The organism is Sphingomonas kyungheensis (genome assembly GCF_037120395.1).
In the GTDB taxonomy this organism is placed as follows: Bacteria; Pseudomonadota; Alphaproteobacteria; order Sphingomonadales; family Sphingomonadaceae; genus Sphingomonas; species Sphingomonas kyungheensis.
In genome coordinates this window covers 24,634-51,416 of record NZ_JBBBDM010000015.1, presented here as the reverse complement: position 1 = coordinate 51,416, position 26,783 = coordinate 24,634, and the positions used below count along the sequence as shown (strand labels likewise).

Sequence of the window (26,783 nt, the reverse complement as noted above, 5' to 3'; positions counted from 1 at the left end):
TTCTGCAGGTCGACGACATAGCTGGGCGAGGGGTTTTCATAGACCAGCCCGATCAGGTGCGAGCGGCGCTGGACCAGCGCGCGCGCGAGCATGTTGGGATGGTAATCGACCGCCGCGGCGGCCTCCCTGACCCGGCGGATGATATCCTCCGTGACGTGCGGCTGGCCGTTGAGCACGCGCGACACCGTCTTGGTCGACACGCCGGCGTGGCGGGCGACGTCGACGATCGTGGTGCGGTGCGGAGCCTGGACCATGCGCCGGTGTACGGGGCGTCATCGCGGCGGTCCACTGCGCAGGCCGCCGCAACCGCCGCGACACGGTTGACAACGTCGGACAAAGGGTATCGAACTGAGCGTGCCGCCGACGAGCGGGACGAGGGAGAGAGAGCCGATGAACCGCCGCGACATGCTACGAAGCGGACTGACCGCGGGCGCCGGGCTGGCGCTGACGCAGCGCGCCGCGGCCGATCCGGTCGATCTCTCCTTCCCGCGCGATTTCCGCTGGGGCTGTGCGACCGCCGCCTATCAGATCGAGGGCGCGGTGCGCGAGGACGGCCGCGGCCAGACCAATTGGGACGTCTTCTCGCATACGCCGGGCAAGGTCGCCAACAACGATACCGGCGACGTCGCCTGCGACAGCTATCACCGCTACCGGGACGATATCGCGCTGCTCAAGGGGCTGGGCGTCAACAGCTACCGGCTGTCGATCGCCTGGTCGCGGATCTTCCCCGACGGGCGCGGCACGCCGAACGCCAAGGGCGTGGATTATTACAACCGCATGATCGACGGCCTGCTCGCCGCCGGCATCCGGCCCTATGTGACGATGTTCCACTGGGATCTGCCGGCGGCCCTGCCCGGCGGCTGGCAGAATCGCGACACCGCATACGCCTTCGCCGATTATGCCGGCTTCATGGCCAAGACGCTGTCCGACCGCGTGCAGGACGTCATGACGGTCAACGAACTCGCCTGCTTCACCGATCTCGGCCATTTGCGCGGCATCCACGCGCCGGGGCTGCAGCTGCCGCCGGCGGGGGTGAACCAGGTGCGCCATCACGGCGTGCTGGCGCACGGCCTCGGCGTGCAGGCGATCCGCGCGCAGGCGCGCGCCGGCACCCGCGTCGGCATCGCCGACAATATCGCGCTGCACATCCCGGCGATCGAGACGGCCGAGCATATCGCCGCCGCCAAGCGCGCGACCCGCGAACGCAATGCGATGTTCCTGACCGCGATCATGGAAGGCCGCTATCTCGACAGCTATCTCGCCGAACAGGGCGCCGCGGCGCCCAAGGTGCAGGCGGGCGACATGGCGGCGATCGGCAGCCCGCTCGATTTCGTCGCGCTCAACATCTATACGCCCGAATGGGTGCGCGCCGACGACAGCGCGAAAGGCTATGCGGTCATCCCGCACATCGCCTCGTCACCGCGCATGGCCTCGCCCTGGCTCGTCGTCGCGCCGGAGGTCGCCTATTGGGGCGTGCGGCTGGTCAGCGACTTGTGGCGGCCGAAGACGCTGTACGTGTCGGAGAATGGCGCGTCGGCCGACGATCCGGTCACCGGCGGGCGGGTCGATGACGTCGACCGGATCATGTATCTGCGCAACTATCTCGGCCAGTTCCGCCGCGCCGTCGCCGAAGGCTATCCGCTCAAGGGCTATTTCCTGTGGAGCCTGATGGACAATTTCGAATGGGCGGACGGCTATGGCAAACGCTTCGGCATCCATTACGTCGACTTCAAGACGCAGCGGCGGACGCCCAAGCTGAGCGCGGCCTGGTACAAGGAAGTGATCCGCCGCAACACGATCGTGTGAGCCGCGCCGGGCCGGCGCGGCCCGTCGCGTGTCAGCCGGTCGGGCTGTCGGCGGTGAAGGCGGAGCAGCACGGTGTCATCACCGGGCCGAATTCCATCAGCTCGATCCGCGTCCCGTCGGGATCGTAGAAATTCGCCTGCCACTTGCCGTCCAGCCCCATCTGCGGGCCGTCGTGGCGGGGGCTGAGCCGGTTCTCGCGATAGAGCGTCGTCACCGCCGCCTGCATGTTGCGCACGCCGAGCGACAGATGGTTGAGCACGCCGAGCTGATTGGCATCGACGTTGGCGAGCGGCACGTCGGAGCCGGGCCCGACCATCATATATTCGAGCCAGTCGCGCCCGTCCGGCGTCTGCTGCGAGATCCAGTCGACCTTGCTCGCATCGAAGGCGCCGAACCAATAGGGGCGGAAACCGAGCAGCCGGCGGTAGAGGTCGTCCTGCCGTGCCCGGTCGTGCACGGCATAGCCGACATGGATGATCCGGCCGCTGATCGCGCCCGGGACGGCGGCATTGTCGGTGGCCGCCGCCTGGACGAACTGGATCTCATTGCCCTCGGGATCGTGGGTCGCGAACCAGCGGTCGCCGTTCGCGCCGCGCTGGACCGGCGACAAGTCGGTCTTGCCGTGGCGGGCGAGCCAGGCCCGCAATCCCGCCGCATCCGCGGTCGCATAAGCGACGTGCGCGAGCCTGCTCGGCCCGTGGCCGGGCGGCAGCGGCAGCACCTCGACGAACTGGCGCGCACCGAAATAATAGCGCGTCCCCGCCGGATCCTCGACATCCCGGCCCTCGCGCGCGCCGAGCACCCGCGTGTAGAAGTCGCGCGTCTTCGCCGCATCGGTCGCATAGACGGCGAGGTGCGACACGCCGGTGATCGCCGGCCGCTCCTCCGCCGCGGGCGGCGCGGCGGCCGATGTCGCGGTCAGCAGTCCGATCAGCGCCAGTGTCCGGATCATCACCCTCTCCCTGCTCGTCACCCGTGCCGTCGCGGCCGGGCTGCGGCTGTTACCGCTCCCGACACCGCTATAGGCCGCGTCATATCGCCTGTCATTGCGCAGGGTTGGTCTCGCCAGCGCCGAATTGCGCGCCGCCCGCCTCCGGGAAAGTTGGCCGGTCCGGGCCGCCGCGCTACGCCATAGCCATGCAGGAACTCACGCTTGCCGTCGTCGGCATCGACTTTCCCAATGCGGACGGCGGCAACCGCCGCTCCGAGGCGATGATGACGCTCCCCGGCGAGCCGGTCGCGCTGCGGCCCGAGCCGAAGAACCCCCATGACGCCAATGCCATCGCGGTGGTCAGCCCGCGCGGCGTCCAGCTCGGCTATCTCAACGCCGAACGCGCGCCCTATATCGGCGCGCGACTGGCGCGCGGCGAGGCGGCGGAGGCGATCTTCCAGGGGCTGGACGGCGGGGCGGCATTCATCCGGCTGCGCTTCGGCGGTGGCGCGCCGACGCTGCCGCCGTCATCGCAGCGGCCGGCGACGCCGCCCCGGCCGGCGCGCCCGCCGCGTCGATCCGAACCCTATGACCCGCACGCTTTCTATCCGGACGAGGACGGCCCCGAATGGGGTGCGTGACGACCGCCGCGCGCCGGCGGTCTCAGCGGCGGCCGAAGCCGGCGGTGCTGCTCTCGCCCGCGTCGTGGCGATCGCGGCCGGCGAGCACATTCTCCAGTTCATCGAGCGTATGCGGCACGTCGAGATGCTGCGCGCCGAGGAACAGGCGCGAACCCGCGCCCTCGGGCACCGCATGGGTGAGCTTGTCGATATCGACCAGAGCCTTGCCCGCCGGCAGCATCTCCATCTGCACAAATCGCATTGCCGTTCTCCTTATCCCCGCACAGACGCTACAGGCCAACGCGCCGGCCCGCGAAAGGGGCTCGGACGACCACAGAACAAGGACATCATCATGGCGAACGGCCGGCACGTCGAGCAGAGAGCGGAGAGACACCATGGCTGAGATCGTCATCACCCCCAGCGGCCCGGGCGCGATCGAAGCGGGCCTGATGGTCGACGAGACGGGCACGCGCTTCGTCGTGCTGACCTTCAACGAACCCGAGGCGGACCCGGTGCTGGTCACCTTCACCGTGCCGATCTTCCAGAATTTCGTCCGGCATCTCGGCAAGACCGCCGAGGCCGCGGCGGACGAGTTGAACTGGGTGGTGCCGGAATGAAGACGCCCCGCCGTCCGTAGTGACACAGAAGCAGGCGGGGCGCCGGGGCCGAATTGCCTCGCCGACGACCCTAGCCGCATATGGTTAAGGGAAGGATAACGCCTTGGCGCCCCGCCCCCGGCCCGCGGGAGCGGGGGCGGAGCGCCGGTCCGTAGTGACCGACGCCTGTGTGGTCGGCGCGCCGCCGGCTGGCAAGCCGGGCCGATCCTCGACCTGCGTCACCGTGGCACAGCCGCGCCCGCGACTGTGGCCGATCATCGCGCGCAAAGCACCGCTCGCCGCAGGACGAGGCCCGATCGCCTGCCGCTCACCCGGCGTAAACCTTTGCGGCTGCACGGATCTGTCCATCGCCACCGGCCATTCGGGTGAACGGAGAGTTACGATGCCGATCTATATCGCCATGTCGGGTTTCATCGCCGCCAATCTGACGGTGATCGCCGCCGAAGTGTGGAAGATGCGCCGCATCGCCCAGACGCGCCGCGGCTGAGTCGCCGGTCCGGGACCCGTCAGCGGCCGTCGCCCGTTGGGCGCCGGTAGAACGGAGTGAGACGCATGCCCGGATTGCTGAACGACAAAGCGACGCTGTATCGCCGCCTTCCCGACGGAGACGACGGCACGGCGCAGCACCGGCAGGAACTCGACGGCACCGTCCGCGACTGCGCCCGCTACCTGCGCGACCAGCCGGCCGAGGCACGCGACGGCTTCTTCGCCGAACTGTCGACCGGCGCACGCCTCTCCGCGGTCGAGATCGAGCGGGTGGCGAACGAGGAGGCCTGACGGGACCGGCCATCGCCGCGCATCCGGGCGAAGCGGGTTGCACGATGCAGCCGGGCTGCGCGCCGCGATGGCCGCCGGCGGTGCGCCGACCCGCACCGGCCTTATTCCCGATCGCGCCGGGATTTGCTAAGCGGCACAGGAGGATGTGCCAGGGGGCCTGTCCGCTCTTGGACGCCCGGATGATCCGTTCCCAGCCTGTCAGCGTGTTCGACCGCATCGTCGCCTGGTCGCTCGGCCTGCAACTGTCGCGAACGACGCAATATCTGCTCGCGACGCTGGTCATCCTCGCGGTGGGCGGGGGGCGCGTGCTGTTCGTGCCGGACACGCTGCCGTGGCTGCTGTTCATCCCGGCGACGATCGCCATCGCGCTGATCACGGGCAAGGGGCCGGGGCTGTTCGCCGCCGGCCTGTCGACCGCCACCGGCATCGCCTCGCTCGGCACGTTCGCGCATCCCACCTGGGTGCCGCGCCAGCAATGGATCGCGGCCGGCCTGTTCCTCCTCGTGATGATCGGCCTCGTCATCCTCACCGCCGAGCTGCGCGGGTCGCTGCGGCGCGCACGGCGGCTCAATGCCGAGCTGGTCGAAAGCGAGCGGCGGGCGGTCGAGCGGCAGGCCTTCCTGTCCGGCGTGCTGGCGAGCTCGACCGACTGTATCACGGTGCTCGACCTCGACGGCCGGCTGACCTTCATGAGCGACGGCGGGCAGCGCGTGATGGAGGTCGGCGACTTCAATGCGGTTGCGGGCTGCCCCTGGCCGGATTTCTGGCAGGGCGACGGCCGGGCCGAGGCCGAGGCGGCGATCGAGGCGGCGGGGCGCGGCGCGGCACGCAGCTTCGTCGGCAAGGCCGACACCTATCGCGGCACGCCGCGATGGTGGCATGTCGCGGTCAGCCCGATCGCCGGGCCCGACGGCCGTCCCGATCGCATCCTTGCCGTCTCGCGCGACATCACCAATTTGCGCGCCAGCGAGGAGGACCGCGACCGCTTCGTCCGGCTGGCGGAGAACAGCACCGACTTCATCGGCATGGCGCGGACCGACGGCAGCGTCTTCTATCTCAACGATGCGGCGCGGCGGCTCGTCGGTCTCGACGGCGCCGACCTCGCGCCGCTGACGATCGCCGACTTCTTCCCGCCCGACCAGGTCGGGACGGTGACGCGCACGGTGCTGCCGGCGGTGGCGCGCGACGGTCATTGGGCCGGCGCGCTCGATTTCCGGCATTTCGGCACCGGCGAACTGATCCCCGTCCTCTATTCGGTCTTCCCGATCACCGACGCGAGCGGCGCGCTGATCGGCTATGCCACGGTGACGCGCGACTTCCGCGACCGGCGCCGCGCCGAAGACGACATGCGGCTGATGAACGAGGAGCTGGCGCACCGGCTCAAGAACGTGCTGGCGGTCGTCCAGTCGGTCGCCGCGCAGACGTTGCGCGGCATTCCCGAGGCGGAGGCGGCGAGCCGCAGCCTGTCGGCGCGGCTCGTCGCGCTCGGCGCCGCCACCGACGTGCTGACCGGCCGCTCGTGGCGCTCGGCCGATCTGTGCGAACTAGCGACCCGCGCCCTTTCCCCCCACGGCCGGATCGGCGAGCGCATCCGGCTGTCCGGCCCAGCGGTGACGCTCAAGCCCGAACTGACCGTCGCCTTCGCGCTCGCGCTGCACGAGCTGGCGACCAATGCCGCCAAATATGGCGCGCTGTCGAACGACACCGGCCATGTCGCGCTCACCTGGTCGATCGACGGAGAGGGCGACGATGCCACCCTGTCGGTCTGCTGGCGCGAGGCGGGGGGACCGCCGGTGACGCCGCCGCTGCGCAAGGGCTTCGGCTCGGTGCTGATCGAACGCTCGCTGCGCAGCTATTTCAGCGGCAAGGCCGCAACCGACTATCGGCCGGACGGTTTGGTGTTCGAACTGGCAGCGCGGCTCGGCGATGCCGCCATCGTGACCGGGAATTGAACGTGGGTCAGAGCAGACCGATCGGCAGCAGGACGATCCTGATCGTCGAGGATGAGGCGTTGGTCCGCTTCGACCTCGTCGATTTCTTCACGCTCGCCGGATGGCGGGTGTTCGAGGCGGACCATGCCGAGGCGGCGATCGCCATCCTCGATTCCCACAAGGAGATCCGCGTCGTGCTGACCGACGTGCAGATGCCCGGATCGATGGATGGCGTGAAGCTCGCCCATTACGTCCGCGAACGCTTCCCGCCGACCGTCCTGTTCGTCGTGTCGGGCAATGCGCCGATCCCGCAGAGCGAACTGCCGGCGCGCACGACCTTCCTGCCCAAGCCCTTCGATCCGCACCGGCTGCTGCGCCAGATCGAGGGCATGGCGCGGGCCTAGGCCCCTCCCCCGCCCTCCCCCGCGCCCCCTTCCCGCGCCCTCGCCCGGCCGGGCCGCATGCCGTCCGACCCGCACCGGCGCCGGCGTGGCCCGACAAAAGGGTGCCGCGGCGACGGAAATCTTGCGCTGCTGCATCCTGGGATGCGAGGGGACAAAGCGTGCATTCGGATCAGCTGATTGCCTGGGTCGGCCGTCACGTCCTGCCGCACGAGCGGCAGGTGCGGCTGTGGCTGCGCGCGGCCTTTCCCGCCGCCGATATCGACGATGTCGTGCAGGAGACCTATTGCCGGCTCGCCGGGCTCGACGCCTTCGACCATATCAGCGATCCGCGCAGCTATTTCTTCCGCACCGCGCGCAACGTCGTGCTCGAACAGATCCGCCGCGACCGGGTGGTGCGGATCGAGGCGGCGAGCGGCCTCGCCGACCTCGAATCGGCGCCCGAGACGGCATGCTCGCCCGAGGAGATCGTCGCCGACCGCCATATGCTGGCGCGGATCGAGCGGCTGATCGATGCCCTGCCCGAACGCGCGCGCCAGATCTTCCGGCTGCGCAAGATCGACGGCATCGCGCAGCGCGACATCGCGACGCAGCTGCGCGTGTCCGAGACGGTCGTCGAGAATGACATCGCGCGCGGGTTGCGCCGCATTCTCGACCAATTGACCGACGAGGAGAAGGCCGAACTGCCGATCCGCCGGCCGCGCGGCGTGGCGCGGCGGGCGCGGCGCGATGCGGGGGGCTGGCGATGATCGACGATATCGCCTGTCGCTGGGCGGCCGCGATCGACCGCGGGCTCGATGCGGCGGAGGCCGCCGCGCTGCCGCTGTGGCTCGCCGAGGATCGCCGCCATCGCGGCGCGCTGCTGCGCGCACAGGCGACGCTGAGCCTGCTCGACCGCGGCCGTGCTCTGTCCGGCGCGAACCCGGCGGAGGCGGCGACCGCCCCCCCCGCGCGCCGGTGGCGGTTCGCCGGGGCGGCGGCCGGAACGGCGCTGGTCGCCGGCCTCGCCGTCGCGCTGTGGCCGGCGCCGGTCGCGCGGATCGACACCGGCGTCGGCGAGGTGCGGCGGATGCCGCTCGCCGACGGTTCGGTCGCGCTGGTCAACAGCGGCACGAGCCTGCGCGTCGCTTTCACCCCCGGTCGCCGCGATGTCGAGGTGCGCCGCGGCGAGGCGTGGTTCCAGGTCGCGCACAATCCGGCGCGGCCGTTCGTGGTGGCGAGCGGGCCGGTGCGCGTCCAGGCGGTCGGCACCGCCTTCGACGTCCGCCGCCAGGGCGATGCGGCGCGCGTCGTCGTCACCAAGGGCGTCGTCCGGATCTGGTCGGTCGCCAGCCCCGATGCGGCGATCACCGTCCCCGCCGGCCGCTATGCGGTGCTCAACGCCGGCGAGGCGCCGCAGGTGCGGCCGCTGTCGCCGCAGGCGGCGGACCAGCAACTGGCATGGCGCGAGGGGCGGATCGTGCTCGACGACATGACGCTCGGCGCCGCCGCGGCCGAGTTCAACCGCTACAACAGCGACCGGCTGGAGGTCGCGCCGCCGCTCGCCGGGCGGCGCGTCGTCGGCTGGTTCCGCACCTATGACGTCGACGGCTTCGCGACGGCGAGCGCGGCGATGGTCGGCGGCCGGGTCGAGCGGCACCACGCGCCCGACGGGACGGAAGTGACGCGCATCGTTCCCTGAAAAAAACCGCATCGGACCTGACGGAAATCGCGCGCCGGCCCATCCTACGATCAGCGCCGGATGAAGCGCATCGAAAAAAACGTTCAGGAGGGGTGTGTGATGCGCAACAGCCAGTTTTTGAGTCTGCCGCTCGTATCGGTCGTCGCGATCGCCGCCGGGTTTGCGACGCCCGCCGCCGCGGCGCAGACCGGCGTGCGGAGCTTCAACGTGCCGCGCCAGCCGGCCGCGACCGGCCTCGTCCGCTTCGCGCAACAGGCGGGCATCCAGATCCTCGCGCCGAGCGACGTCACCCGCGGCGAGACCGTCGCCGCGGTCAAGGGACAGCTCCCGATCGAGGACGGGCTGCGCCGGCTGATCGGCACGACGCGGCTGCGGCTGGTGTCGTTCGACGGGCGCACCGCGGTGATCGCCGCGAGCAGGCCGGGCGTGGCACACACCATCGCCTATGCGCCGCAGCAGGACACCGCGCCGGCGACCGCGACCGACGCCACGCCGCAGACGGACCCCGCCGACACCAATGCGGCGGCCGACAGCCCGCAGAACGACATCATCGTCACCGGCAACACCTCGGACCGGCGCACCTTGTTCAATTCCTCGTCCAACGTTACGCTGGCGAGCGCCGCGGACTTGCTGCGCAAGGCGCCGCGCTCGACCGCCGAGACGCTCGAGCTGGTACCGGGCGTGTTCGTCGAGGGCACCGCCGGGCCGATCTCGAACAATTATTCGGTCCGCGGCCTGCGCGGCGGCAGCCAGCAGTTCATCACGCTGGAGGAGGATGGCATGCCGATCCTCTACGGCGGCAGCGGCGCCGATTTCTATTTCCAGAACGACATCACGATCAACCGGCTGGAAGCGGTCGAGGGCGGCACCTCGGGCGTGCTGGCGCCGAACGGCGCGGGCGCGACGATCAACTTCATCTCCATGAAGCCCGACCACGACAAGGCGACCGCGATGGTCCGCTATACCGGCGCGAGCTATGGCGACCTGCGCGCCGACGGCTATTTCTCCGCGCCGATCGCCGACGGCTGGGCGTTCAACGTCGGCGGCTATATCACCTCGCAGAAGGGCGTCCGGCGCACGCCGTTCACCTTCAACGCCTATGACGTCAAGGCGATGCTGGAGAAGAAGTTCGACAGCGGCGGCCTGTTCCGCCTGACGGTCAAGCACGGCGACAAGCATTTCCCTTATTATGCCGACATGCCGTTCCGCGTCGCCAGCGACGGCACGATCAGCAGCGTCCCCGGCCTCGACCTCAAGCGCGACGATGTCGGCGGGCGCGGCTTCACCCAGTTCCTCGTCCCCGACGCGCCGGCGACCGGCCAGTCGCTGCGCCGGTTCAGCTCGGCGGACGGCGTCCACGTCAAGTCGACCACCTATCGGGTTGACGTCGAGCTGCCGGTCAGCTCGAGCGTGCGGCTGTTCGGGCGCGCGCGCTATCTCGACGGATCGTACGATTTCAACGGCATCTTCCCGGGCAGCGGATCGGGCACCGCGGGGCTGACCTCCGCGCTCAATTACCTGACGCCGGCCAATTCGCCGCTCGCCGGGCTGACCCCGCTCAACGGCACGACGCTGACCTATTTCCAGGTCGCGCAGATCCGCTTCCCGACGGTCGCGCAATATGGCCTGCGCAACATCCGCACCGGGCAGGTGATCGCCGCGTCCGACACCGCGACGCTCAACGCGCTCAACGGCAACGGCCTGCTCCAGCAGACGGTGCTCAACCACCAGACGCTGACCACCAAGGACTTCGGCAGCGACTTCGGCGCGAAATGGGATGCGGGCAGCGGCGGCTTCCAGAACTCGCTGACCGTCGGCGGCATGGTCTACAACGTCCGCCGGCGCAACGACCAGTCGGCGGTCGCCACCGTGCTCAACGACGTGCGCAACGATTCCAACGTCTATGACATGGTCGCGCTCGATGCCTCGGGCGGCGTGCTCGGCGCGCTGACCAACAACGGCCTGGTCAATTACGGCAATTGGGGCCAGGGCCTGTTCAACGACGAGGTGACGTCGCTGTCGGGCTATTTCAACGACGAACTGACCATCGGCGACCGGCTGCACATCGACTTCGGCGCGCGCTACGAGCATCAGCACGTCCGCGTCGCGATCGGCAACACCGCCACGACCAACGCGCTCGTCCCCGCCGGCACGCCCGGTCTCTACGACAATGTCGGCAGCACCTTCGACGGCACCTATACGCGGCAGAGCGCCAATTATTCCGACTGGGCCTATACCGGCGGCATCAATTACGAGCTGACCGATCATATCGCGCTCTACGTCCGCGGCGCGCACGGCTTCCAGACCAACGGGGGCGATACCGGCGGCACGCACAAACCGACCGGCCTGACGCTCTACGAAGGCGGCGTGCGGTTCAAGTCGCGGATGTTCAACGCCTCGGTGATCGGCTTCCGCACCGAATTCCGTGACCAATCCTATCAGTTCATCAACCCCGACAATCCGGCGGTGGCGAGCAACGCGCTCGCCGACAATTTCACCAACGGCGTGCAGGTCGATGCGACGCTGCGCCCGGTCAGCTTCTTCAGCATCGATGCGCAGGGCGTCTATCAGGACCCCAAGCTCAGCAACCTGCGCTTCGACGGGGTCGCGCAGACGCAATATGAGGGCAATACCCCCGAACGCACGCCCAAGAAGCTGCTGACCGTCACGCCGTCGTTCATCCTGCCGGGCGGGTTCGGCGAGATCTACGGCCGGTGGAAATATGTCGGCAAGATCTTCGCCGACAGCGGCAACGGCATCGCGCTGCCGGCGTACAGCGTCTTCACCGTCGGTGCGAGCGTCGACGTCAGTCCGCGCCTCAACCTGACGGTCAGCGTCGACAACCTCACCAACGCCAAGGGCTTTACCGAGGGCAATCCGCGCCAGGGGCAGACGCAGACGATCACCGACGGCTATTTCTACGGCCGCGCGATCGTCGGTCGCAATGCGCTGATGAGCGCGACGCTCAAGCTGTGAGCGGGCGGACGGGTGCGCGGTGGCTGGCGACGGTGCGGCGCGCGCCGCTCGTTGCCGCCGCGGCAGTGGCGCTGACCGGCGCGACGCCGGTGCAGCAGTATGGCGTGCGCGAGGGGCTCAACCTCAACAGCTTCGTGCGATCGGGGCCGGTCGCGGCGCATGTCGTGCTGCGATCGGGGAAGGTGCCGCGGCTGCTCGTCGCCTTCCCGGCGGGCAATAGCGGCGTCGCGCTCTGGTTCGCGCCGCTCGCCGGCGCGGCGCAATGGACGCTGGCCGGGCAGCCGCAGCCGGTGACGCAGGCGGACGCGCGCGGCCGCCCGCTGCACGGCGTGCGCTTCACCGTCGCGATCCCCGCCGCCAGGCTGGTGCCGCAGCAGGCGGTGCTGTCGAGCATCCGCGTGATCCGCGACTATCAGGCGCTCGGCAAGGCGCCGGCCGAGGTGCTGACCACCGCCGCCACCACCGGCAACGCTATCCACTGGTCGCGCGACCGGCTCGACGGCGCGGCGGGCTATGATCTTGCGATGACCGTCGTCGGCGGGCGCATCGCCGATGGCGCGATCCTCGCGGGCGCGGACGGCGTCATCCGCCTCGCCGTCACCGCGCTGACCGGCGAGACGCCGCTCACCCCGCGGGGCGGCGACGATCTGCTCAATGCGCATGCGCAGCCCGACGCGGGCGCACGCGACGCGCTGACCTTCCTCAGCTATCGCGAGAAGTTCCTGGCCGGCTCGTGGCGCTTCGACACCTATTTCGGGCGCGACACGCTGATGTCGGTGCGGCTGCTGATGCCGGCGCTGCAACCGCAGGCGGTCGAGACCGGGCTGACCTCGGTGCTCGCCCGCCTCTCGCGCGAGGGCGAGGTGGCGCATGAGGAGGATATCGGCGAATTCGCGATCCTCGATCACCGCAAGAGCGACGGCAGTTCCTCCGCTGCGCCGGTGTACAATTACAACATGGTCGACAGCGACTATATGCTGGCGCCGGTCGCCCGCGCCTGGCTGCTCGACGATCCGCGCGGGCGCACGCGGGCGGCGGCCTATCTGGCGCAGCGCGTCGACGGCGAGACGGCGGGGGCGCGGCTGGTCCGCAACCTGCGCTTCGTCCTCGCCCGGGCGGCGCCCTTCGCGCGCGATCCGGCGCCTGCGCGGCTGATCGCGCTCAAGCCGGGGATGGACGCCGGCGAATGGCGCGACAGCAACGACGGGCTCGCCGGCGGGCGCATTCCCTATGACGTCAATGCGGTGCTCGTCCCCGCGGCGCTCGACGCGGCGGTGGCGTTGCAGGCGAGCGGGCTGCTGCGACCCTATCTCGCCGCGGGCGACGCCGCACCCTTCGCCCAGGCCGCGCGGATCGCCGCGGCGTGGCGCGCGCAGGCGCCGTCGCTGTTCGACGTGACGCTGCCCGCGGACACCGCCCGTCGGCAGGTGACGGATTATGCCCGCGCGATCGGCGTGCCCGATGCGCCGGCGGTGCAGGCGATCCCCGCCACCGGGCTGCGCTTCCCGGCGATCGCCCTCGATGCCGCCGGCCGGCCGATCCCGGTGCAGAACAGCGACCCCGGCTTCGCCTTGCTGTTCGACCGGCCGGCCGAAGCGGCGTTGCAGGTGATGGCGGCGACCTTCGCCCGCCCCTTCCCCGCCGGGCTGCGCACCGGCGCGGGGATGCTCGTCGCCAACCCCGCCTTCGCCGGCGCGGCGATCCAGCGGCGCTTCTCGGCCAACGCCTATCACGGTACCGTCGTGTGGAGCTGGCAGCAGGCGCTGGTCGCAGCCGGCCTCGCCCGCCAGCTCGACCGGCGCGACCTGTCGGCGCCGACGCGCGCGGCGCTGGCGCAGGCGCAGGCGTGCCTGTGGGACGGGATCGAGGCGACGCGGGCGGTGCAGAGTTCGGAGCTCTGGTCGTGGCGCTATGCCGGGGGGCGCTATCAGGTCGTGCCGTTCGGCGCGGCGGGCGCGGACGTCGACGAATCCAACGCCGCGCAATTGTGGAGCACCGTCTATCTCGCTTTGCGCCGGCCGGCGGATGGCGCGCGCTGCACCTCCGGGTGAGGCTCGCGCTGCTTCGAGAGGTGGATTAGGCTGAGGTCATGACCGCACCGCGCATCCGCCGCATCGTGATCCTGGGCGGCGGCACCGCCGGCTGGATGACCGCCGCGGCGCTGTCGCGCGCGCTGGCGGGGCAAGGCGTGGCGATCACCCTGGTCGAATCCGAGGCGATCGGCACGATCGGCGTCGGCGAGGCGACGATCCCGACCATCCACTGGTTCAACCAGATCATCGGCCTCGACGAGGCGCGGTTCATGGCCGAGACCAAGGCGACGGTGAAGCTCGGCATCGAGTTCACCGGCTGGACCGGCGCGGGCAGCCGCTATTTCCATCCCTTCGGCACGTTCGGCCCGGCGGGTGACGGCGCGATGTTCCTCCACCGCCTGATCCGCGGCCGCGCCGAGGGCGATACCGCCGCGACCGAAGCCTATTCGCTCACCGCGCAGATCGCCCGCGCCGGCCGCTTCGCGCGGCCCGTCGCCGACCGCCGCTCGCTGCTGTCGACCCTCGGCTATGCCTATCATTTCGACGCCGGCCTCTATGCGCGTCACCTGCGCGGCCTCGCCGAGCGCGGCGGCACGCAGCGGATCGCCGGGACGGTCGCGCAGGTCACCCGCCATGGCGACAGCGGCTTCGTCGAGGCGCTGACGCTCGACGACGGGCGGGTCGTCGCCGGCGACCTGTTCATCGACTGTTCGGGGCTGCGCGCGCTGCTGATCGGCGAGACGCTCGGCGTCGGCTATGACGACTGGTCGCACTGGCTGCCCTGCGACCGCGCCTGGGCGGCACCGAGCGCGCCCGAGCCGCGGCCCACGCCCTTCACCCGCGCCACCGCGGCGGAGGCGGGCTGGCGCTGGCGCATCCCGCTCCAGCATCGCGTCGGCAACGGCTATGTCTTCGCCAGCCGCTTCCAGGACGAGGAGGCGGCGCGCGCCTCGCTGCTCGCCGGGATGGACGGGCCGGCGACCGCCGAGCCGCGGCTGATCCGCTTCACGCCGGGGCTCCGCCGGCAGGCGTGGCGCGGCAATGTCGTCGCGATCGGCCTCGCCTCGGGCTTTCTCGAACCGCTCGAATCGACCAGCATCCATCTCATCCAGAGCGGCATCGCCAAATTGCTGTCGCTCTTCCCCGCCGCCGATTGTTCGCCGCTGCTGGCGCGGCAGTTCAACCGCGTCTTCGCGCAGGACATGCACGATATCCGCGACTTCCTCATCCTCCATTATCGCGCGACGCAGGGCCGCACCGAGCCGATGTGGCGCGAACGCCAGACGATGGCGATCCCCGACACGCTCGCCGAGCGGCTCGACCATTTCCGCAGCTCGGGCCGGATCGTGCTGACGAGCGACGAACTGTTCCGCGAGGCGAGCTGGTTCGCCGTGCTCGACGGCCAGGGCGAGCGCGCCGGCGACTATAATCCGCTGATCGGCGCGCAGAGCCGCGACGACACTCTCGCCGGCCTCGCCGCCGTGCGCGCCGAGATCGCGCGGACCGCCGCGACGCTGCCGCCGATCGGCGCCGGCCGCTAGCGCCCGCTCAGCCGGTTGCGACGACGCGCAGCCGGCGCTGGTTCGGATCGATCGGGTCGAGGAAGAAGGCGCCCGCGTCGCGCTGCGCGACGAGCCAGGCGACATGCGCCGGCTCGATCCGCTGACCCGGCACCAGCCGCGGCACGCCGGGCGGCGCGGGCGCGATCATCTCCGCCGCCACCCGCCCGGCCGCCGCCTCGATCGGCACCAGCTCGGTCGCGCCGAAGAAGGCCGCGGCGGGATCGTCCTGCATCGTCACCGACAGCGTGCCGATCGCGGGCAGCTGCGCCGGCGCCGGCGGCAGGCCGCTGGTCCCGGCCGCGATCTGCCTGGCGGCGTCGCGCAGGCCCTTGACCAGCGCGCGGACGTCGCGCGCCGTCGTGCCGAGCGACAGCACCGCGAGCAGATGCCGCGCATCGGACAGGCCGACGCTGACCCGATGCCGCGCCACCAGCCAGTCGTCGAGCGCATAGCCGGTGACGCCCCAGGCGGAGACGTCGATCAGCACCTTGGTCGCATCCAGCGCGCTGTCGATCGGCACGTCGGCATCGGTGAAGACGCGCAGCCCGTCGATCGCGGCGAGCTGCGCGCGCAGCCGGTCGGCGAGCGCGAGGACCGGCGTCCACAGCGCCTCGCCGTTGGTGGCATGCTCGCGGCGCACCGCATCGAGGCTGGCGAGGATCGGCACCGACGGGCTGGTCGTCTCGAACAGCTCATAGGCGAGCCACAGCCGCTGGAGATCGACGATCCCGCCCTTGGCGAGCAGCGCCGACCCCTGCGTCAGCGCGCCCATCGTCTTGTGCAGGCTATAGACGGCGATATCCGCGCCCTTGGTCAGCGGATCGTCCGGCAGCGCCTCGCAAAAGGCGAAGGCGCCGCCCCAGGCGGCATCGCAGATCAGCGGGATGCCACGCCCGTGGCACAGATCGGCGAGCGCCGCGATATCGCTGGTCACGCCATAATAGGTCGGCGAGACGACGACGACCGCCTTGGCCGCCGGATGATCGTCGAGCGCCCGGCGCAGATCGGCGGCCGTGACGCCATGTTCGATATCCCATCGCGGATCGATCAGGACGGGGACGATCTCCGCATCGAGCCCGGCCGCGAGCGCATGCGCCCGCTCGGCCTTGTGGACGTTGGCGGCGAACAGCACGGTGTCGCCGGGCCGCGCGATCGCGGCGAGCGCGGTATGCAGGCTCTGCGTCGAGCCGCCGGTGACGAAGCGGCAGAAATCCGCCTGCCACGCCTCCGCGGCGAGCTCGTGCGCGCGTTGCAGGACGTGTGCGCCCTCGGTCCGGTCGTCGAGCCCCTTCGGCGTGATGACATCCGCCGCGAACAGCCGGGCACCGAGCAGCGCCTTCGCCTCCTTCGGCACGGCGACGCCCTGATGATGGCCGGGCGCGCCGAAGCCGTGGATGGGATGTCGCTCGAGCTGCTTCAGCGCCTCGAGCAAGGGGGCCTGCTGCTGATCCATCGTCGCATATCCGCTAGAGCCGCGGCGCATCGCTGGCGGTGGGTGTGGAGGTCAGCGCCCGGGGAGGTTTCGATGCGGGTGCAACGCGCGATTTCGCCGATCAGCCACATAGGATACTGATCTATTGCAGCTTTTTCTGGTTGAGCCGGATCAAGACGCATCGCCGTTGGCGGAACGCCGGTCGCGACGCCTCGTTCTCCCGCCGTGCCGGTCGCGGCCCGCTCGCGTCGCCGCGGGCGCGGCGCGGCGCGGCGCGGCGGCCATGCCATCCGGGGAGCGCCATGATCAGCCAAGAGGACGAAGCCTGGATGCGCGAGGCGATCGCGGTCGCCCGCTCCAAGGGCTCGCACCCGTCGACCTCGCCGCTCGGCTGCGTGATCGTACGCGACGGCGTGGTGATCGCGGCGGAGCGCAACCAGACGCACGAACTGCCCGACGCCACCGCGCATGCCGAGATGATGGCGATTCGCCGCGCCTGCGAAGGCATCGGCGATCTCGAACTGCGCGGCGCGACGCTCTATTCGACGTTGCAGCCGTGCGGCATGTGCACGATGGCATCGATCTGGTCGAAGGTCGGCCGCGTCGTCTACGGCGCCGGCCGCGACGACGTCCATCCGATGTATTTCGAGGCGCGGCACGTCGACACCCTGTCCTTCATCGCCGACGCCTATCGCGACGACATCACGATCGAAGGCGGCTGCCTCGCCGCGGACTGCGCGACGCTCTATTACGGCCCCGACGCCGACCTGCCGGAGGCGGAACAGGCGAATCTGTGAGGCGTGGCCGATTGGCGGCGGGGGGCCGATCGGCGTCCCCCCGTCGTGCCGTCACTAGCAGCGCTCATCCTCGTCGGCGAGCGGTCGCGTGTGCCAGCTTGCGTGAAGCGTCGGTACGGCACCGAAAAGCGCCATCATATAGAAAGCGAATGAGATCAGTTCCTGCTGGGCGACTGCGGCCGACCAGATCTGCATCGCCATGAGGCTGACCGTGAGCCATATGCCGACGAACCCCGCCAGAGCCACGGTCGTCAATCCGACCAGAAGGGAGTCGCGCCGTTGCTGGCGCTCGAATTCGTCCGCCCGTTCGCTGAAGCGGCGCAGCGGACCCCAGATCGGCATGAGATTGGCGATAGAGAAGCCGACGATGATGAGTACCGAGCCGATAAAGACATCGTGCGCCGGATTTGTGACGCACCAGATCAATCCTCCACTCGCCAGGACCAGCGCCACGACGGGCGGCCAGCGCAGATGCCGCTTGCGCTGCGTGCCCGCCGCCATGGCCGGCACGCCGGTCCACATCACCGATCGATCGAGCCAGGCCAGGAAACGGTGCTGCCGGTCGCTCATTGTTCGACTCCCATTCGCCGGAGGCTGGTGCCTATTGCTTCGAACGGGGTGAGCGAAAAGATCAGCTCCACGGGAACGTGGAACACCGCGGCGACCTTGAGCGCCAATTCGAGGCTCGGCTTATAGTCGCCGCGCTCGAGATAGCCGATCGTCTGGGGATTGACGTCCACGGCCTGGGCAAGCTGCCGGCGCGACAGCTTATATTCGGCACGGAAGACGGCGATCCTGTTGTACATCTGTTTGCTCGTACCCCTGACCACCCGGATCGTTGTGTTTACACAACGGGTTGGCGGCAGAGTCAATCGCTTATCAGTCTGTGTCATCGAAGAGAAAGCGCTGGCGAACGCCGCTGCGGGTTAGCGCACGATGGGGGAAGGGGGCGGGTCCGGGCGGAAGTGGAGCGTTCGGTCCGGATGGTGGCTTGACGCCCACTCCCGACGTGGCGGCGTCTGATGCGCTGGGGATGCGCTCGCCCGTCTGGCACCACCGCTTCGGCTTCGCTCCTCAGCGCGCGCGCCCCGAGCCGGAGCGCGGCCGCCCGCAGCGTCCGTCGTCACGCGCCCGCCGCCGTTCCGCCGCTATCAGCGACCACCCCGAGCGACCCGCCCTGCCGACCCGCCGCACCTCACATCCGTTCGAATTCCGCATCCTCGGGATCGGCGTCGCCGACGGTGAGGTCGAGCGCGAAGCCGCGGACCTGCGGCGTATTCGCCTTCTGGCCCGGCTGCGGCGTCAGCAGCCGGGCGGTGCGGACGCCGCGCAGCGCCGGCGGCTGCGGTGCGGCGGGCGGCGTCGGCCGCGGTGCGGCGCGCGGCGTCGCCACCGCGGGCCGCGGCCGGGCGGCATCCGCGCCGGCGCCGGACGCCGCATTGGACGCCGCGGCGGTGGTGCGGAAGAAGGCGATGCCGCGCTGCAGGGCGAGCGCCTGATCGGCGAGCGTCGCGGCGGTCGTGCCGATCGCCTCCGACGCGGCGGCATTCTGCTGCGTCACCGCGTCGAGCTGCTGGATCGCCTCGCTGACCTGACCGGCGCCGACATCCTGTTCGCGACAGGCGGCGCTGATCTCGGCGATCAGTTCGGCGGTGCGGCGGATCTCGGGCACCAGTCGCGTCAGCATCGTCCCCGCCTCGGCCGCCGCGCCGACCGTATCGCCCGACACCGCCGAGATGTCCGCCGCGGCGGCCTGGCTGCGTTCGGCGAGCTTGCGCACCTCCGCGGCGACGACGGCGAAGCCCCGGCCGTGATCGCCCGCGCGCGCCGCCTCGACCGCGGCGTTGAGCGCGAGCAGATCGGTCTGCCGCGCCAGTTCCTGGACGAAGCCGATCTTGTCGGTGATCGTGCGCATCGCGGTGACGGCATGGCTCACCGCCGCGCCGCTGCGCTCCGCCGCCTCGACCGACTGGCGCGCGATCGTCTCGGTGGTGCGCGCATTGTCGGCATTCTGTTTGATGTTGGCGGCCATCTCCTCCATCGCGGCGGAGGCCTGTTCGGCGGCCGCGGCCTGTTCGGTGACGCCCTGGCTCATCTGATCGGCGGAGGACGCCAGATGCTGGCCGACCGCGGCGACCTGTTGCGCGGTGCCGTGCGTGCCGCCGACGACGGTGTTGAGCCGCTGCACCATCAGCGCGAGCGACTGGCCGAGTTCGCTGCCGAGGCCGCCGTAATCGCGTTCGAGCGTCGCCGACAGATCGCCCGCGGCGATCGCGGCGATCACCCGCGACACGTCGCGGAACGCCGCCTCGACCGCCTGCGCGCTGCCCTGCATCCGGCCGACCTCGTCGCGGCGCGCGACCGCGACGGGGGTGACGAGCGTGCCGAGCTGGTCGGCGACCGCGCGCACCGGATCGGCGATCGTCCGGCTCATGCCGACCGCCGCGGCGATCGCGATCAGGATGACGAGGATCAAGCAGATCATCCGCACCCGCACGATGGTGGTCATCGCCGCCGTCTGCTCGGCCCGGCGCATCACCTGCAGCCGGTTCTCCTCGGCCTGGATGGCGTCGAATTCGGCGTTAAGCCGGTCCATCAGCGCACGGCCCGGGCTTTGCAGCGTGATCCGCCGCACCGCATCGATCGTCTGCCCGTCGGCCATCCGGCCGATCGCGGGCTCGACGACATGATCGTGCCAGTCGTCGGCGAGCCGCCGGACCTGGTCGAGCCGCGCCTCCTGCCGCGGATTGTCCGCCAGCAGCCGGCGCGCCTCGTCCAGCGCGGCGGCAAAGTCGCGCCCGCGCTGCCGGTAGGTGTCGAGGAACGACGCGTCGCCCGCCAGCAGATAGCCGCGGAAGGCGGATTGCTGGCTGACGATCTCCCCGCTCACCCGACCGAGCGTGACCAGCACCGCGTCGCTGTGGACGTTATGCGCGATCGACGCCTTGACCACGTTGGACCGGCCATAGATCACGACCTCGGTGCCGATCACGACCGCGAGCAGGATCGCGAAACAGACGATCAGCTTCCTGGCGATCGACAGATTGGTGAACGCGGTCACGCGCCTGCCCCCGTCACCGGGGCGTGCCTGCGCGGTGCGCCGGGGCGCATGGTAGCGGTATCCTGACGACCGACCCCGGCCCTCGCCATGCCCCCGATACCGCTCGTCGTCCGCATGCCGTCTGCCTTCCGCCAATCACCTGCGCTCATTGTAGCGGCGTCACGCCGCATTCGGGCGCTGCCGGCGATATGCGGCGGAAGCGGGATTGGTCGGCATGGCACCGCCAACCGGTCCGCAGCGATCCCACGATCGACAGCCCGTGCTGCATGCAAGTCCTTGGCAAGACGGACGCCGCCTCTCCGAAGACGACGACAAGTGTCTGATCCATTTGAAGAAGCGCGACCCATGTAACCATTTTATGGCCATTGCGCGATGTGGTCCGAACTTTCTCTATGATCTCCCCATACAGGTGGCGGAGCCGATCCGACGACGCGTCATCGCACAGCCCGGCAACGACCGGCGGGAGGGGACGGATGGATCAACTGCAATCACCGGTGCCGAACGAGGCGGATCCGGTCGCCGCACCGGGCGACTCCGCGGCGCCCTCGCGCCGGCAATTGGTCGTCGACGGCCTCAGCTTGCTGTCCGCAGCGTCGATCGGTGCGATGCTGGCGGGATGTGGTGAGCGCAATGCGCCGGACAGCAGCGATGCCACCGCGACGGCCCATGCCGCCGCAGCCGAGCCGGCGATCAGCGCGGCGACCGCTGCGGTCGCCCCCGTGCTGCCGCTGCTGCCCCAGCCGGGCGACGCTTTCCAACGGTTGATGGCCTATGCGCCGGACCGCGACGGCGATGCGGTCTATGTCCGCTCGACCGTGCCGCTTGCCCCACGGATCGCCTCGTGGCGGTACGACATCGTCCGCCACACCGACGACGGCCGCCGCGACTGGATCGGGCGGATCGACGGCAGCGCCTTCTACAGCCCGACCGCGCTGCCGGCGGGGACCGGCGCGGCGACCATCGCGGTGCAGCCGATCGGCTTCGGCCAGCGCGGCGCGCCGGTGCGCATCCAGGTCTGACCCGCCGCACGGCAGTCCGAGCACACAATCAACACAGAGGGGGACGGACATGAAGACGACGCCATGGTGGACGGTGCTGGCGGGCGCATCGACGCTCGCGCCGGCGACGGCGGTGGCGCAGCAGCCAGCGGCGGGCGCGGCGACGCCGGCGCCGGACGACGGCGAGACGCACGACATCGTCGTCACCGGCATCCGCGCCAGCCTCGCCTCGGCACTGTCGGCCAAGCGGCGGGCCGCCAACGTCATCGACAGCATCTCCGCCGAGGATGCCGGCAAATTCCCGGAGACCAACATCGCCGAATCGCTGCAACGCGTACCCGGGGTACAGGTGGTGCGCGACTCCGGCCTCGGCCTCGGCCAGCAGATCGCGGCGCGCGGACCCGGCCCGGACTTCACCAACGTGCTGCTCAACGGCCGCACCCTGCCCTCGGACACCGGCGCCTGGTCGGCGGATGGCGGCGGCCGCGGACGCAGCTTCAACTTCGACGTGCTGCCCGCCGACATGATCGCGCGGATCGACGTCAACAAGACGATGCTGCCCGGCCTGACAGAAGGCGGCATCGGCGCCACCGTCGACATCCTGACGCCGCGCCCGCTGACCATCGGCAAGACCTATGGCGCGCTGTCGGTCAGCGGCATGCTCGCCGAGCGCGTCCATAACGTCCGCCCCAATGTCAGCGGCCTCTATGCCTGGGTCAATCCGGCGCAGACGTTCGGCATGCTCGTCGCCGGCTCCTACGTCGACATGCGCGCCTCGGGCGATTACGCGCGCATCAGCCAGTGGGACGATGCCGACTTCAACGTCATCCGCGGCTCCGCCACCGCGCCGGTGGCGACGACCGAGCGGCTCGCGGGACCGCGCCAGGCGAGCTACGGCACCTATGGCGGCGGCACCAAGCGGACGTTCGGCAGCATCGCGATCCAGTACAAGCCCGCGGCGTCGCTGACGCTCAGCGTCGACGGCTTCTACACGCGGCTCGACCAGCGGATCGACGATTCGATCGTCAACCTCGTCTTCGGCAATACGATCATCGACCCGGTCGTCGACCGGCAGGGCATCGTCACTGCCGGCACCTATCCGGGTCAGGCGTTCCTGCGGTCGCCGCGGTGCTTGCCGGGCGAACGGTGGCGCAGCCGCAGAACCTGTCGGTGATCCGCGCGCGCGACCGGCTCGCCGAAAGCTATGACGTCGGCGTCAATGCGCTGTGGCGGCCCGCCGCGACGATCACCGTCACCGCCGATCTGTCGCGCGGCCGCGCCAAGGGCGACAAGCGCTTCGATCCCTATGTGCTGATCGGCAATTACGCCGCCAACGACGTCAGCTATGCGCTCGCCCACGCCAGTCCGCAGATCGCGACCAGCGACACGATGTTCACCGACCCCGCCCGGATCCGCTTCGGCTATGCGGGCAATTGGGGCCAGACGGTCGACGACAGGCTGACCGAGGCGCAGCTCGTCGGCCGCTGGCACCATGGTACGAGCGGGCTGACCGGGATCAGCCTCGGCGCCGATTACCAGGACCGCAGCAAGGGGCAGGATAACGTCAGTTCGCGGTCCGATCCCTATGACACGCTGACCTTCCCGGTCGATCCGGCGCTGCTGCGGCCGATGACGCTGGGGCGCGACTTCCTGCGCGGCGCGGTGCAGCCGCCGAGCCGCCAGTTCTTCGGTTACGATCCGCGCACGCTGATCGCCTGGATGTCGCGCCCCGACCAGCTCAACCGCCGCGGCCAGTATAGCGCCAGCTATCTGCCGACGACGGGTGCCGATAGCACCACGCGCTGTACCGGCAATTGCACGCTGATCCAGTCCGATCTGCAGATCCCCGGTGGCCCGCTCGCGCTCGTCTTCGATCCCGGCGCGAGCTTCTCGACGCGCGAACGCGTCGCAGCGGGCTTCGTCGACCCGACGCTGGCGCACGGGGCCTTGTCGGGCGATGTCGGCGTGCGGATCGTTCATGTCGACACGGTGTCGCACGGCTATGGATCGACGGTGAGCGCGATCACGCTGCCGCCGGGCGGCACACAATACGTGTTCAGCTATACGCCCGCCGGTCCGCAGGCGCAGGATGCGCATTACACCGCCGTGCTGCCCTCGGCCAATGCCGCGCTGGACCTCACCGACGACCTGATGCTGCGCGGCGCGATCGGCCGCGCGCTGACCCGCGCGGATCTCAACGATCTGCGCTATGGCCAATATTGGGGCAGGGAGCCGGGGCGGCTGACGCTTGGCCTTGGCAATCCGGCGCTGAAACCCCAGTTCGCGACCCATTACGACCTGTCGCTCGAATGGTATCTGTCGAAGGTCAGCTACCTCTCGGTCGCCGGCTTCCGCAAAGAGCTCACCAACCTCTTCCAGTCGCATACCATCGCGGCGAGCCTGCCGATCGCGCCCGAGCGCGTCTTCATCACCCAGACGGTGAACCAGTCGCGCGGGCGCGTCGACGGCGTGGAGGTGACGGCGCAATATACGCTCGACGCGCGGTTCGGCTGGCTGTCCGGCTTCGGCGAGTGCCAATTACACGCATGTCCGGCCGCGTCTGCTCGATCAGCCGGGCGCCTGCGGCTTCACCCGCATCTCGCCCGATGCGTACAATGCCAGCGGCTTCTACGACAATGGCCGGCTCGAGGCCCGCGTGTCGTACAATTGGCGTTCGCGCTGGACGATGGCGTGCGACTGGGGCGGCCCCGGCGTCGACCAGATCCACGCCGCCTACGGCCAGGTCGACGTCGCGCTGCGCTACAATTCCAACCCGACGTTGCAGCTGTTCGCCGACATCACCAACCTGACCGACGCCGACAGCCTGATCTATGGCGGCGTGGAATCGCGCTTCATCAACCGCAACCTGACCTATCGCCGCGTCAACGCCGGCGCGCGGCTGCGCTTCTGACGACACGCCCCGCCGCGGGTGCGCCGCGGCGGGGCGCTGGGCGCGGGGAATGCGCTCACCCCAGCCATTCCGCGGTGAGCGTGCCGTCGTGCCCGTCCGGCGCGAGCGCCGCGCGCAGTGCCGCGAGCAGCGGCGGCAGCGGCTGGGTGAAGGCATAGGGCGGGTTGACGATGAACAGCCCCGCGCCGTTGTAGAGGCCGGGCTGTTCCGCGTCGTACAGCCAGTGCGCGACGTGCAGCAGCTTGGGAAGGCCGAGCCGGCGCAGCTGCGCCGTCCAGCGCGCATGCGTCGCGCGGTCCTTGAGCGGAAACCAGATCATCGTCACGCCATGCGCCCATTTGCGCTGCGCCGCGGCGAGCGTCGCGGTGATCCGCTCGCGCTCGTCGGTCTGCTCATAGGGCGGATCGACCACCACCAGGCCGCGCGGCGTGCGCGTCGGCAGCATCGCCAGCCAGAATTCATAGGCGTCGCGCCGGTGCACCGCCGCGATGTCGCGCATCACGCGGCGCAGCGTCTCGGCGTCCTCGGGATGTTTCTCGTTGAGGATCAGCACGTCCTGCGGTCGCAGCAGCTGCGCGAGCAGCCTTGGCGAACCGGGATAGAAGCGCGGCTCGGCCGTATCGTTCACCGCCTGGACGACGGCGCGATACGCGTCGAGCAACGGGTCCGCCGCGGCGAGCGCGCGCAGCACGCCCTGCGTTGCCTCGCCGGTGCGCTGCGCCGCGTCGCCGGCGAGATCGTACAGGCCGCAGCCGGCATGGGTGTCGATCAGCGTCAGCGCCCCCGGCTTGAGCTGCAACGCGCGGACCAGCGCGATCAGCAGGCTGTGCTTGACGACATCGGCGCTGTTGCCGGCGTGGAAGGAATGACGATAATTCACGGCGACCCGATATCCTCCACCTCTGTCGTGCCGCCGGGGGCGCAGCGGCCGAAAGGATCGTTGCCCGTAGAAAGTCGCGCGGCCGGCTTCAACGCCCTTGCGCCGCCAGCGGGCGCGCGGCGCCGGGCGCCGGCGTTACGCAGGAATTCGATGACAGCCATCGCGACTCTGCGTTGGACCGGACCGGCCCGATGCGGGTAGGACCCGGGGATGCCGACGGGAAGACGGGCGCCGCAGCGGCGCTGGTCCCGGCGGGCGAGTGGAAAGACGACGACATGGCTTTGGTTCTGATCACGAGCGGCGTCATCGGTGCGCTGGGGCTGGCGTCCAAGTCGAACACGCGCGCGGCGCGCGAACATGTCCTCAACTACGGCAAGGACTGGCGCGACCAGTCGCGCGCCGGCGAGTGAGCCGCGGCGGCTAGCGGGTCGCCAGCCAGCCGAGCAGCGCGAGCATCAGCAGCGCCCGCCAGCCGCCCTCCGCGCGCAGCAGATAGGCGACGCCGACGATGCCGGCACCGGCCAGCGCGCCGGCCACCGCGCGTCCGTCGGCGATGCGGCGCAGCACGACCAGGCCGCCCAGCAACGTCCCCGCGGCATTGCCGATGATCCACAGATACGACCAGCCCGCGCCGATCGCGCCCCAGAGCGGCAGCTTGATCGTCGCGAAGCCGCGCATCCGGCCGGGAAACAGATCGGCGACGAGATGGCAGCCGATCCCGAAGCCGAGCCCCGCGGCGATCCCCCAGGTCCGCTGATCGAGCAGCGCCAGCGCCGGGGGCAGGATGCCGTGCAGCAGCGCGCTGCGGTGCCCGAGCCGCAGGCGGCTGTCGAGATCCGGCAGGGTGATCCCCGCCGCGGTCGCGGTGACGACGATCGCGACCAGCCAGCCCGGCCCGTTGCCGCCGACGAAGGCCAGAAGGATCGCGATCAGGAGGAACATCAACGCTGCCATCGGCGCGCGCTACCCGTCCCGTACCCCTTTTGTCCATCATCCGTATCGGCTTTGGTCCGGAGCGCCGCCGGTCGCACGCGCCGGAGAGGCGCGCGTGGTCAGTCCTGCGGCAGGTCGGTCAGCCGGCGTTCGACGCCGTTCCAGAATCGGGTCAGCCGGTCGAGCGCATGCTGGCGGATCCGCTCGATCTCGGCGTGGCTCATCGTCTGGACGCCGGTCGGCCGGAGACTGCCGAAGTCCCGCAACATATGCTGCGCGGTGGCGTGGCAGGCGGCGACCGGATCGGGGTCACCGGCGAGCAGCAGCGCATAGAGGTTTTCGAGCACGAACCCCTGGGCTGCCAGCGTCCCGGCCACGGCTTCGGCGAATTCGTCGTTCAAGGGGCCTCTCCGTCTGCCGCCCCTTGCCTGTAGCC

The 26,783-nt window shown here is 70.3% G+C and carries 26 protein-coding genes; 16 read left to right on the top strand and 10 right to left on the bottom strand.

The window, feature by feature from the left end:
• Positions 1-254: LacI family DNA-binding transcriptional regulator (locus tag V8201_RS17545; RefSeq protein ID WP_336546087.1), on the bottom strand; the 254-nt coding region annotated here is incomplete at its 3' end.
• Between the two features lie 136 nt (positions 255-390).
• On the opposite strand from V8201_RS17545, the gene V8201_RS17540 reads away from it, so the two are divergent.
• Positions 391-1,806 carry a GH1 family beta-glucosidase gene (locus V8201_RS17540; protein ID WP_271301038.1) on the top strand — a complete coding sequence of 472 codons (1,416 nt, stop codon included), beginning with the start codon at positions 391-393 and terminating at the stop codon, positions 1,804-1,806.
• Between the two features lie 31 nt (positions 1,807-1,837).
• Here V8201_RS17540 and V8201_RS17535 read toward each other — a convergent pair whose 3' ends face one another.
• A complete protein-coding gene (locus tag V8201_RS17535; protein ID WP_336546086.1) occupies positions 1,838-2,758 on the bottom strand; it encodes a VOC family protein in 921 nt (306 codons plus the stop codon).
• 185 nt (positions 2,759-2,943) lie between these two features.
• On the opposite strand from V8201_RS17535, the gene V8201_RS17530 reads away from it, so the two are divergent.
• Positions 2,944-3,378: an HIRAN domain-containing protein gene (locus V8201_RS17530; RefSeq protein ID WP_037535797.1), complete on the top strand. Its 435-nt coding sequence runs from the start codon at positions 2,944-2,946 to the stop codon at positions 3,376-3,378.
• Between the two features lie 22 nt (positions 3,379-3,400).
• Here the strand turns inward: V8201_RS17530 and V8201_RS17525 are convergent, their stop codons facing one another.
• A complete protein-coding gene (locus V8201_RS17525; protein ID WP_152542386.1) occupies positions 3,401-3,619 on the bottom strand; it encodes a hypothetical protein in 219 nt (72 codons plus the stop codon).
• 133 nt (positions 3,620-3,752) lie between these two features.
• Between V8201_RS17525 and V8201_RS17520 the strand changes: the two genes are divergently transcribed.
• The 9 genes from V8201_RS17520 (at position 3,753) to V8201_RS17480 (ending at position 15,314) form a co-directional block, all read left to right on the top strand.
• A complete protein-coding gene (locus V8201_RS17520; RefSeq protein ID WP_037535793.1) occupies positions 3,753-3,974 on the top strand; it encodes a hypothetical protein in 222 nt (73 codons plus the stop codon).
• 552 nt (positions 3,975-4,526) lie between these two features.
• Positions 4,527-4,751: a hypothetical protein gene (locus V8201_RS17515; protein ID WP_037535791.1), complete on the top strand. Its 225-nt coding sequence runs from the start codon at positions 4,527-4,529 to the stop codon at positions 4,749-4,751.
• A 179-nt stretch (positions 4,752-4,930) separates the two neighbouring features.
• Positions 4,931-6,703 (top strand): PAS domain-containing protein, encoded by a 1,773-nt coding sequence (locus tag V8201_RS17510; RefSeq protein ID WP_336546085.1) that lies wholly within the window; start codon positions 4,931-4,933, stop codon positions 6,701-6,703.
• 2 nt (positions 6,704-6,705) lie between these two features.
• Positions 6,706-7,086, top strand: a complete 381-nt coding sequence (locus V8201_RS17505; protein WP_271301033.1) for a response regulator — start codon at positions 6,706-6,708, stop codon at positions 7,084-7,086.
• A 158-nt stretch (positions 7,087-7,244) separates the two neighbouring features.
• On the top strand, positions 7,245-7,832 hold the full coding sequence (locus V8201_RS17500) for an RNA polymerase sigma factor (RefSeq protein ID WP_235199710.1): 588 nt from the start codon (positions 7,245-7,247) through the stop codon (positions 7,830-7,832).
• Positions 7,829-8,764, top strand: coding sequence for a FecR family protein (locus V8201_RS17495; protein WP_336546084.1), 936 nt, complete (start codon positions 7,829-7,831; stop codon positions 8,762-8,764). Before V8201_RS17500 ends, V8201_RS17495 begins: the two co-directional genes overlap by 4 nt.
• Positions 8,765-8,881: 117 nt before the next feature.
• Complete coding sequence (locus V8201_RS17490; protein WP_336546083.1) at positions 8,882-11,740, top strand: TonB-dependent receptor; 2,859 nt, start codon at positions 8,882-8,884, stop codon at positions 11,738-11,740.
• Positions 11,737-13,791: a glucosidase family protein gene (locus tag V8201_RS17485; RefSeq protein WP_336546082.1), complete on the top strand. Its 2,055-nt coding sequence runs from the start codon at positions 11,737-11,739 to the stop codon at positions 13,789-13,791. Before V8201_RS17490 ends, V8201_RS17485 begins: the two co-directional genes overlap by 4 nt.
• Positions 13,792-13,829: 38 nt before the next feature.
• Positions 13,830-15,314, top strand: coding sequence for a tryptophan halogenase family protein (locus tag V8201_RS17480; protein ID WP_336546081.1), 1,485 nt, complete (start codon positions 13,830-13,832; stop codon positions 15,312-15,314).
• A 7-nt stretch (positions 15,315-15,321) separates the two neighbouring features.
• On the opposite strand, the gene V8201_RS17475 is transcribed toward V8201_RS17480, so the two are convergent.
• Positions 15,322-16,788: an aminotransferase class I/II-fold pyridoxal phosphate-dependent enzyme gene (locus tag V8201_RS17475; protein ID WP_271301029.1), complete on the bottom strand. Its 1,467-nt coding sequence runs from the start codon at positions 16,786-16,788 to the stop codon at positions 15,322-15,324.
• Positions 16,789-17,069: 281 nt separating this feature from the next.
• On the opposite strand from V8201_RS17475, the gene V8201_RS17470 reads away from it, so the two are divergent.
• Positions 17,070-17,564: a nucleoside deaminase gene (locus tag V8201_RS17470; RefSeq protein WP_336546080.1), complete on the top strand. Its 495-nt coding sequence runs from the start codon at positions 17,070-17,072 to the stop codon at positions 17,562-17,564.
• A gap of 54 nt (positions 17,565-17,618) precedes the next feature.
• Here the strand turns inward: V8201_RS17470 and V8201_RS17465 are convergent, their stop codons facing one another.
• The 3 genes from V8201_RS17465 to V8201_RS17455 form a co-directional block, all read right to left on the bottom strand.
• Positions 17,619-18,134 carry a hypothetical protein gene (locus V8201_RS17465; protein WP_336546079.1) on the bottom strand — a complete coding sequence of 172 codons (516 nt, stop codon included), beginning with the start codon at positions 18,132-18,134 and terminating at the stop codon, positions 17,619-17,621.
• Entirely contained in the window at positions 18,131-18,370 is a 240-nt protein-coding gene (locus V8201_RS17460; RefSeq protein ID WP_336546078.1) for a helix-turn-helix transcriptional regulator, read from the bottom strand. The genes V8201_RS17465 and V8201_RS17460 overlap by 4 nt, the downstream gene beginning before the upstream one ends.
• Positions 18,371-18,759: 389 nt before the next feature.
• The gene (locus tag V8201_RS17455; protein ID WP_271301026.1) at positions 18,760-20,625 is read right to left on the bottom strand and encodes a methyl-accepting chemotaxis protein; all 1,866 of its coding nucleotides are present in this window, start codon (positions 20,623-20,625) and stop codon (positions 18,760-18,762) included.
• Between the two features lie 473 nt (positions 20,626-21,098).
• On the opposite strand from V8201_RS17455, the gene V8201_RS17450 reads away from it, so the two are divergent.
• From V8201_RS17450 to V8201_RS17440, 3 genes are read left to right on the top strand one after another with little or no spacing between them, the layout of a single operon-like run.
• Positions 21,099-21,644 (top strand): hypothetical protein, encoded by a 546-nt coding sequence (locus tag V8201_RS17450; RefSeq protein ID WP_271301025.1) that lies wholly within the window; start codon positions 21,099-21,101, stop codon positions 21,642-21,644.
• A gap of 49 nt (positions 21,645-21,693) precedes the next feature.
• Positions 21,694-22,797 carry a TonB-dependent receptor plug domain-containing protein gene (locus V8201_RS17445; protein ID WP_336546077.1) on the top strand — a complete coding sequence of 368 codons (1,104 nt, stop codon included), beginning with the start codon at positions 21,694-21,696 and terminating at the stop codon, positions 22,795-22,797.
• Positions 22,770-24,692: a TonB-dependent receptor domain-containing protein gene (locus V8201_RS17440; RefSeq protein WP_336546076.1), complete on the top strand. Its 1,923-nt coding sequence runs from the start codon at positions 22,770-22,772 to the stop codon at positions 24,690-24,692. The genes V8201_RS17445 and V8201_RS17440 overlap by 28 nt, the downstream gene beginning before the upstream one ends.
• Here the strand turns inward: V8201_RS17440 and V8201_RS17435 are convergent.
• Positions 24,590-25,414 carry a 23S rRNA (adenine(2030)-N(6))-methyltransferase RlmJ gene (locus V8201_RS17435; protein ID WP_271301022.1) on the bottom strand — a complete coding sequence of 275 codons (825 nt, stop codon included), beginning with the start codon at positions 25,412-25,414 and terminating at the stop codon, positions 24,590-24,592. The genes V8201_RS17440 and V8201_RS17435 overlap by 103 nt on opposite strands.
• 275 nt (positions 25,415-25,689) lie before the next feature.
• Here V8201_RS17435 and V8201_RS17430 point away from each other — a divergent pair, with 275 nt between their 5' ends.
• Complete coding sequence (locus tag V8201_RS17430) at positions 25,690-25,824, top strand: hypothetical protein (protein WP_268747110.1); 135 nt, start codon at positions 25,690-25,692, stop codon at positions 25,822-25,824.
• A gap of 10 nt (positions 25,825-25,834) precedes the next feature.
• On the opposite strand, the gene V8201_RS17425 is transcribed toward V8201_RS17430, so the two are convergent.
• Positions 25,835-26,356, bottom strand: a complete 522-nt coding sequence (locus V8201_RS17425) for a hypothetical protein (RefSeq protein ID WP_336546075.1) — start codon at positions 26,354-26,356, stop codon at positions 25,835-25,837.
• Positions 26,357-26,466: 110 nt separating this feature from the next.
• Positions 26,467-26,748, bottom strand: a complete 282-nt coding sequence (locus V8201_RS17420) for a hypothetical protein (protein ID WP_271301019.1) — start codon at positions 26,746-26,748, stop codon at positions 26,467-26,469.
• Positions 26,749-26,783: the final 35 nt, after the last annotated feature.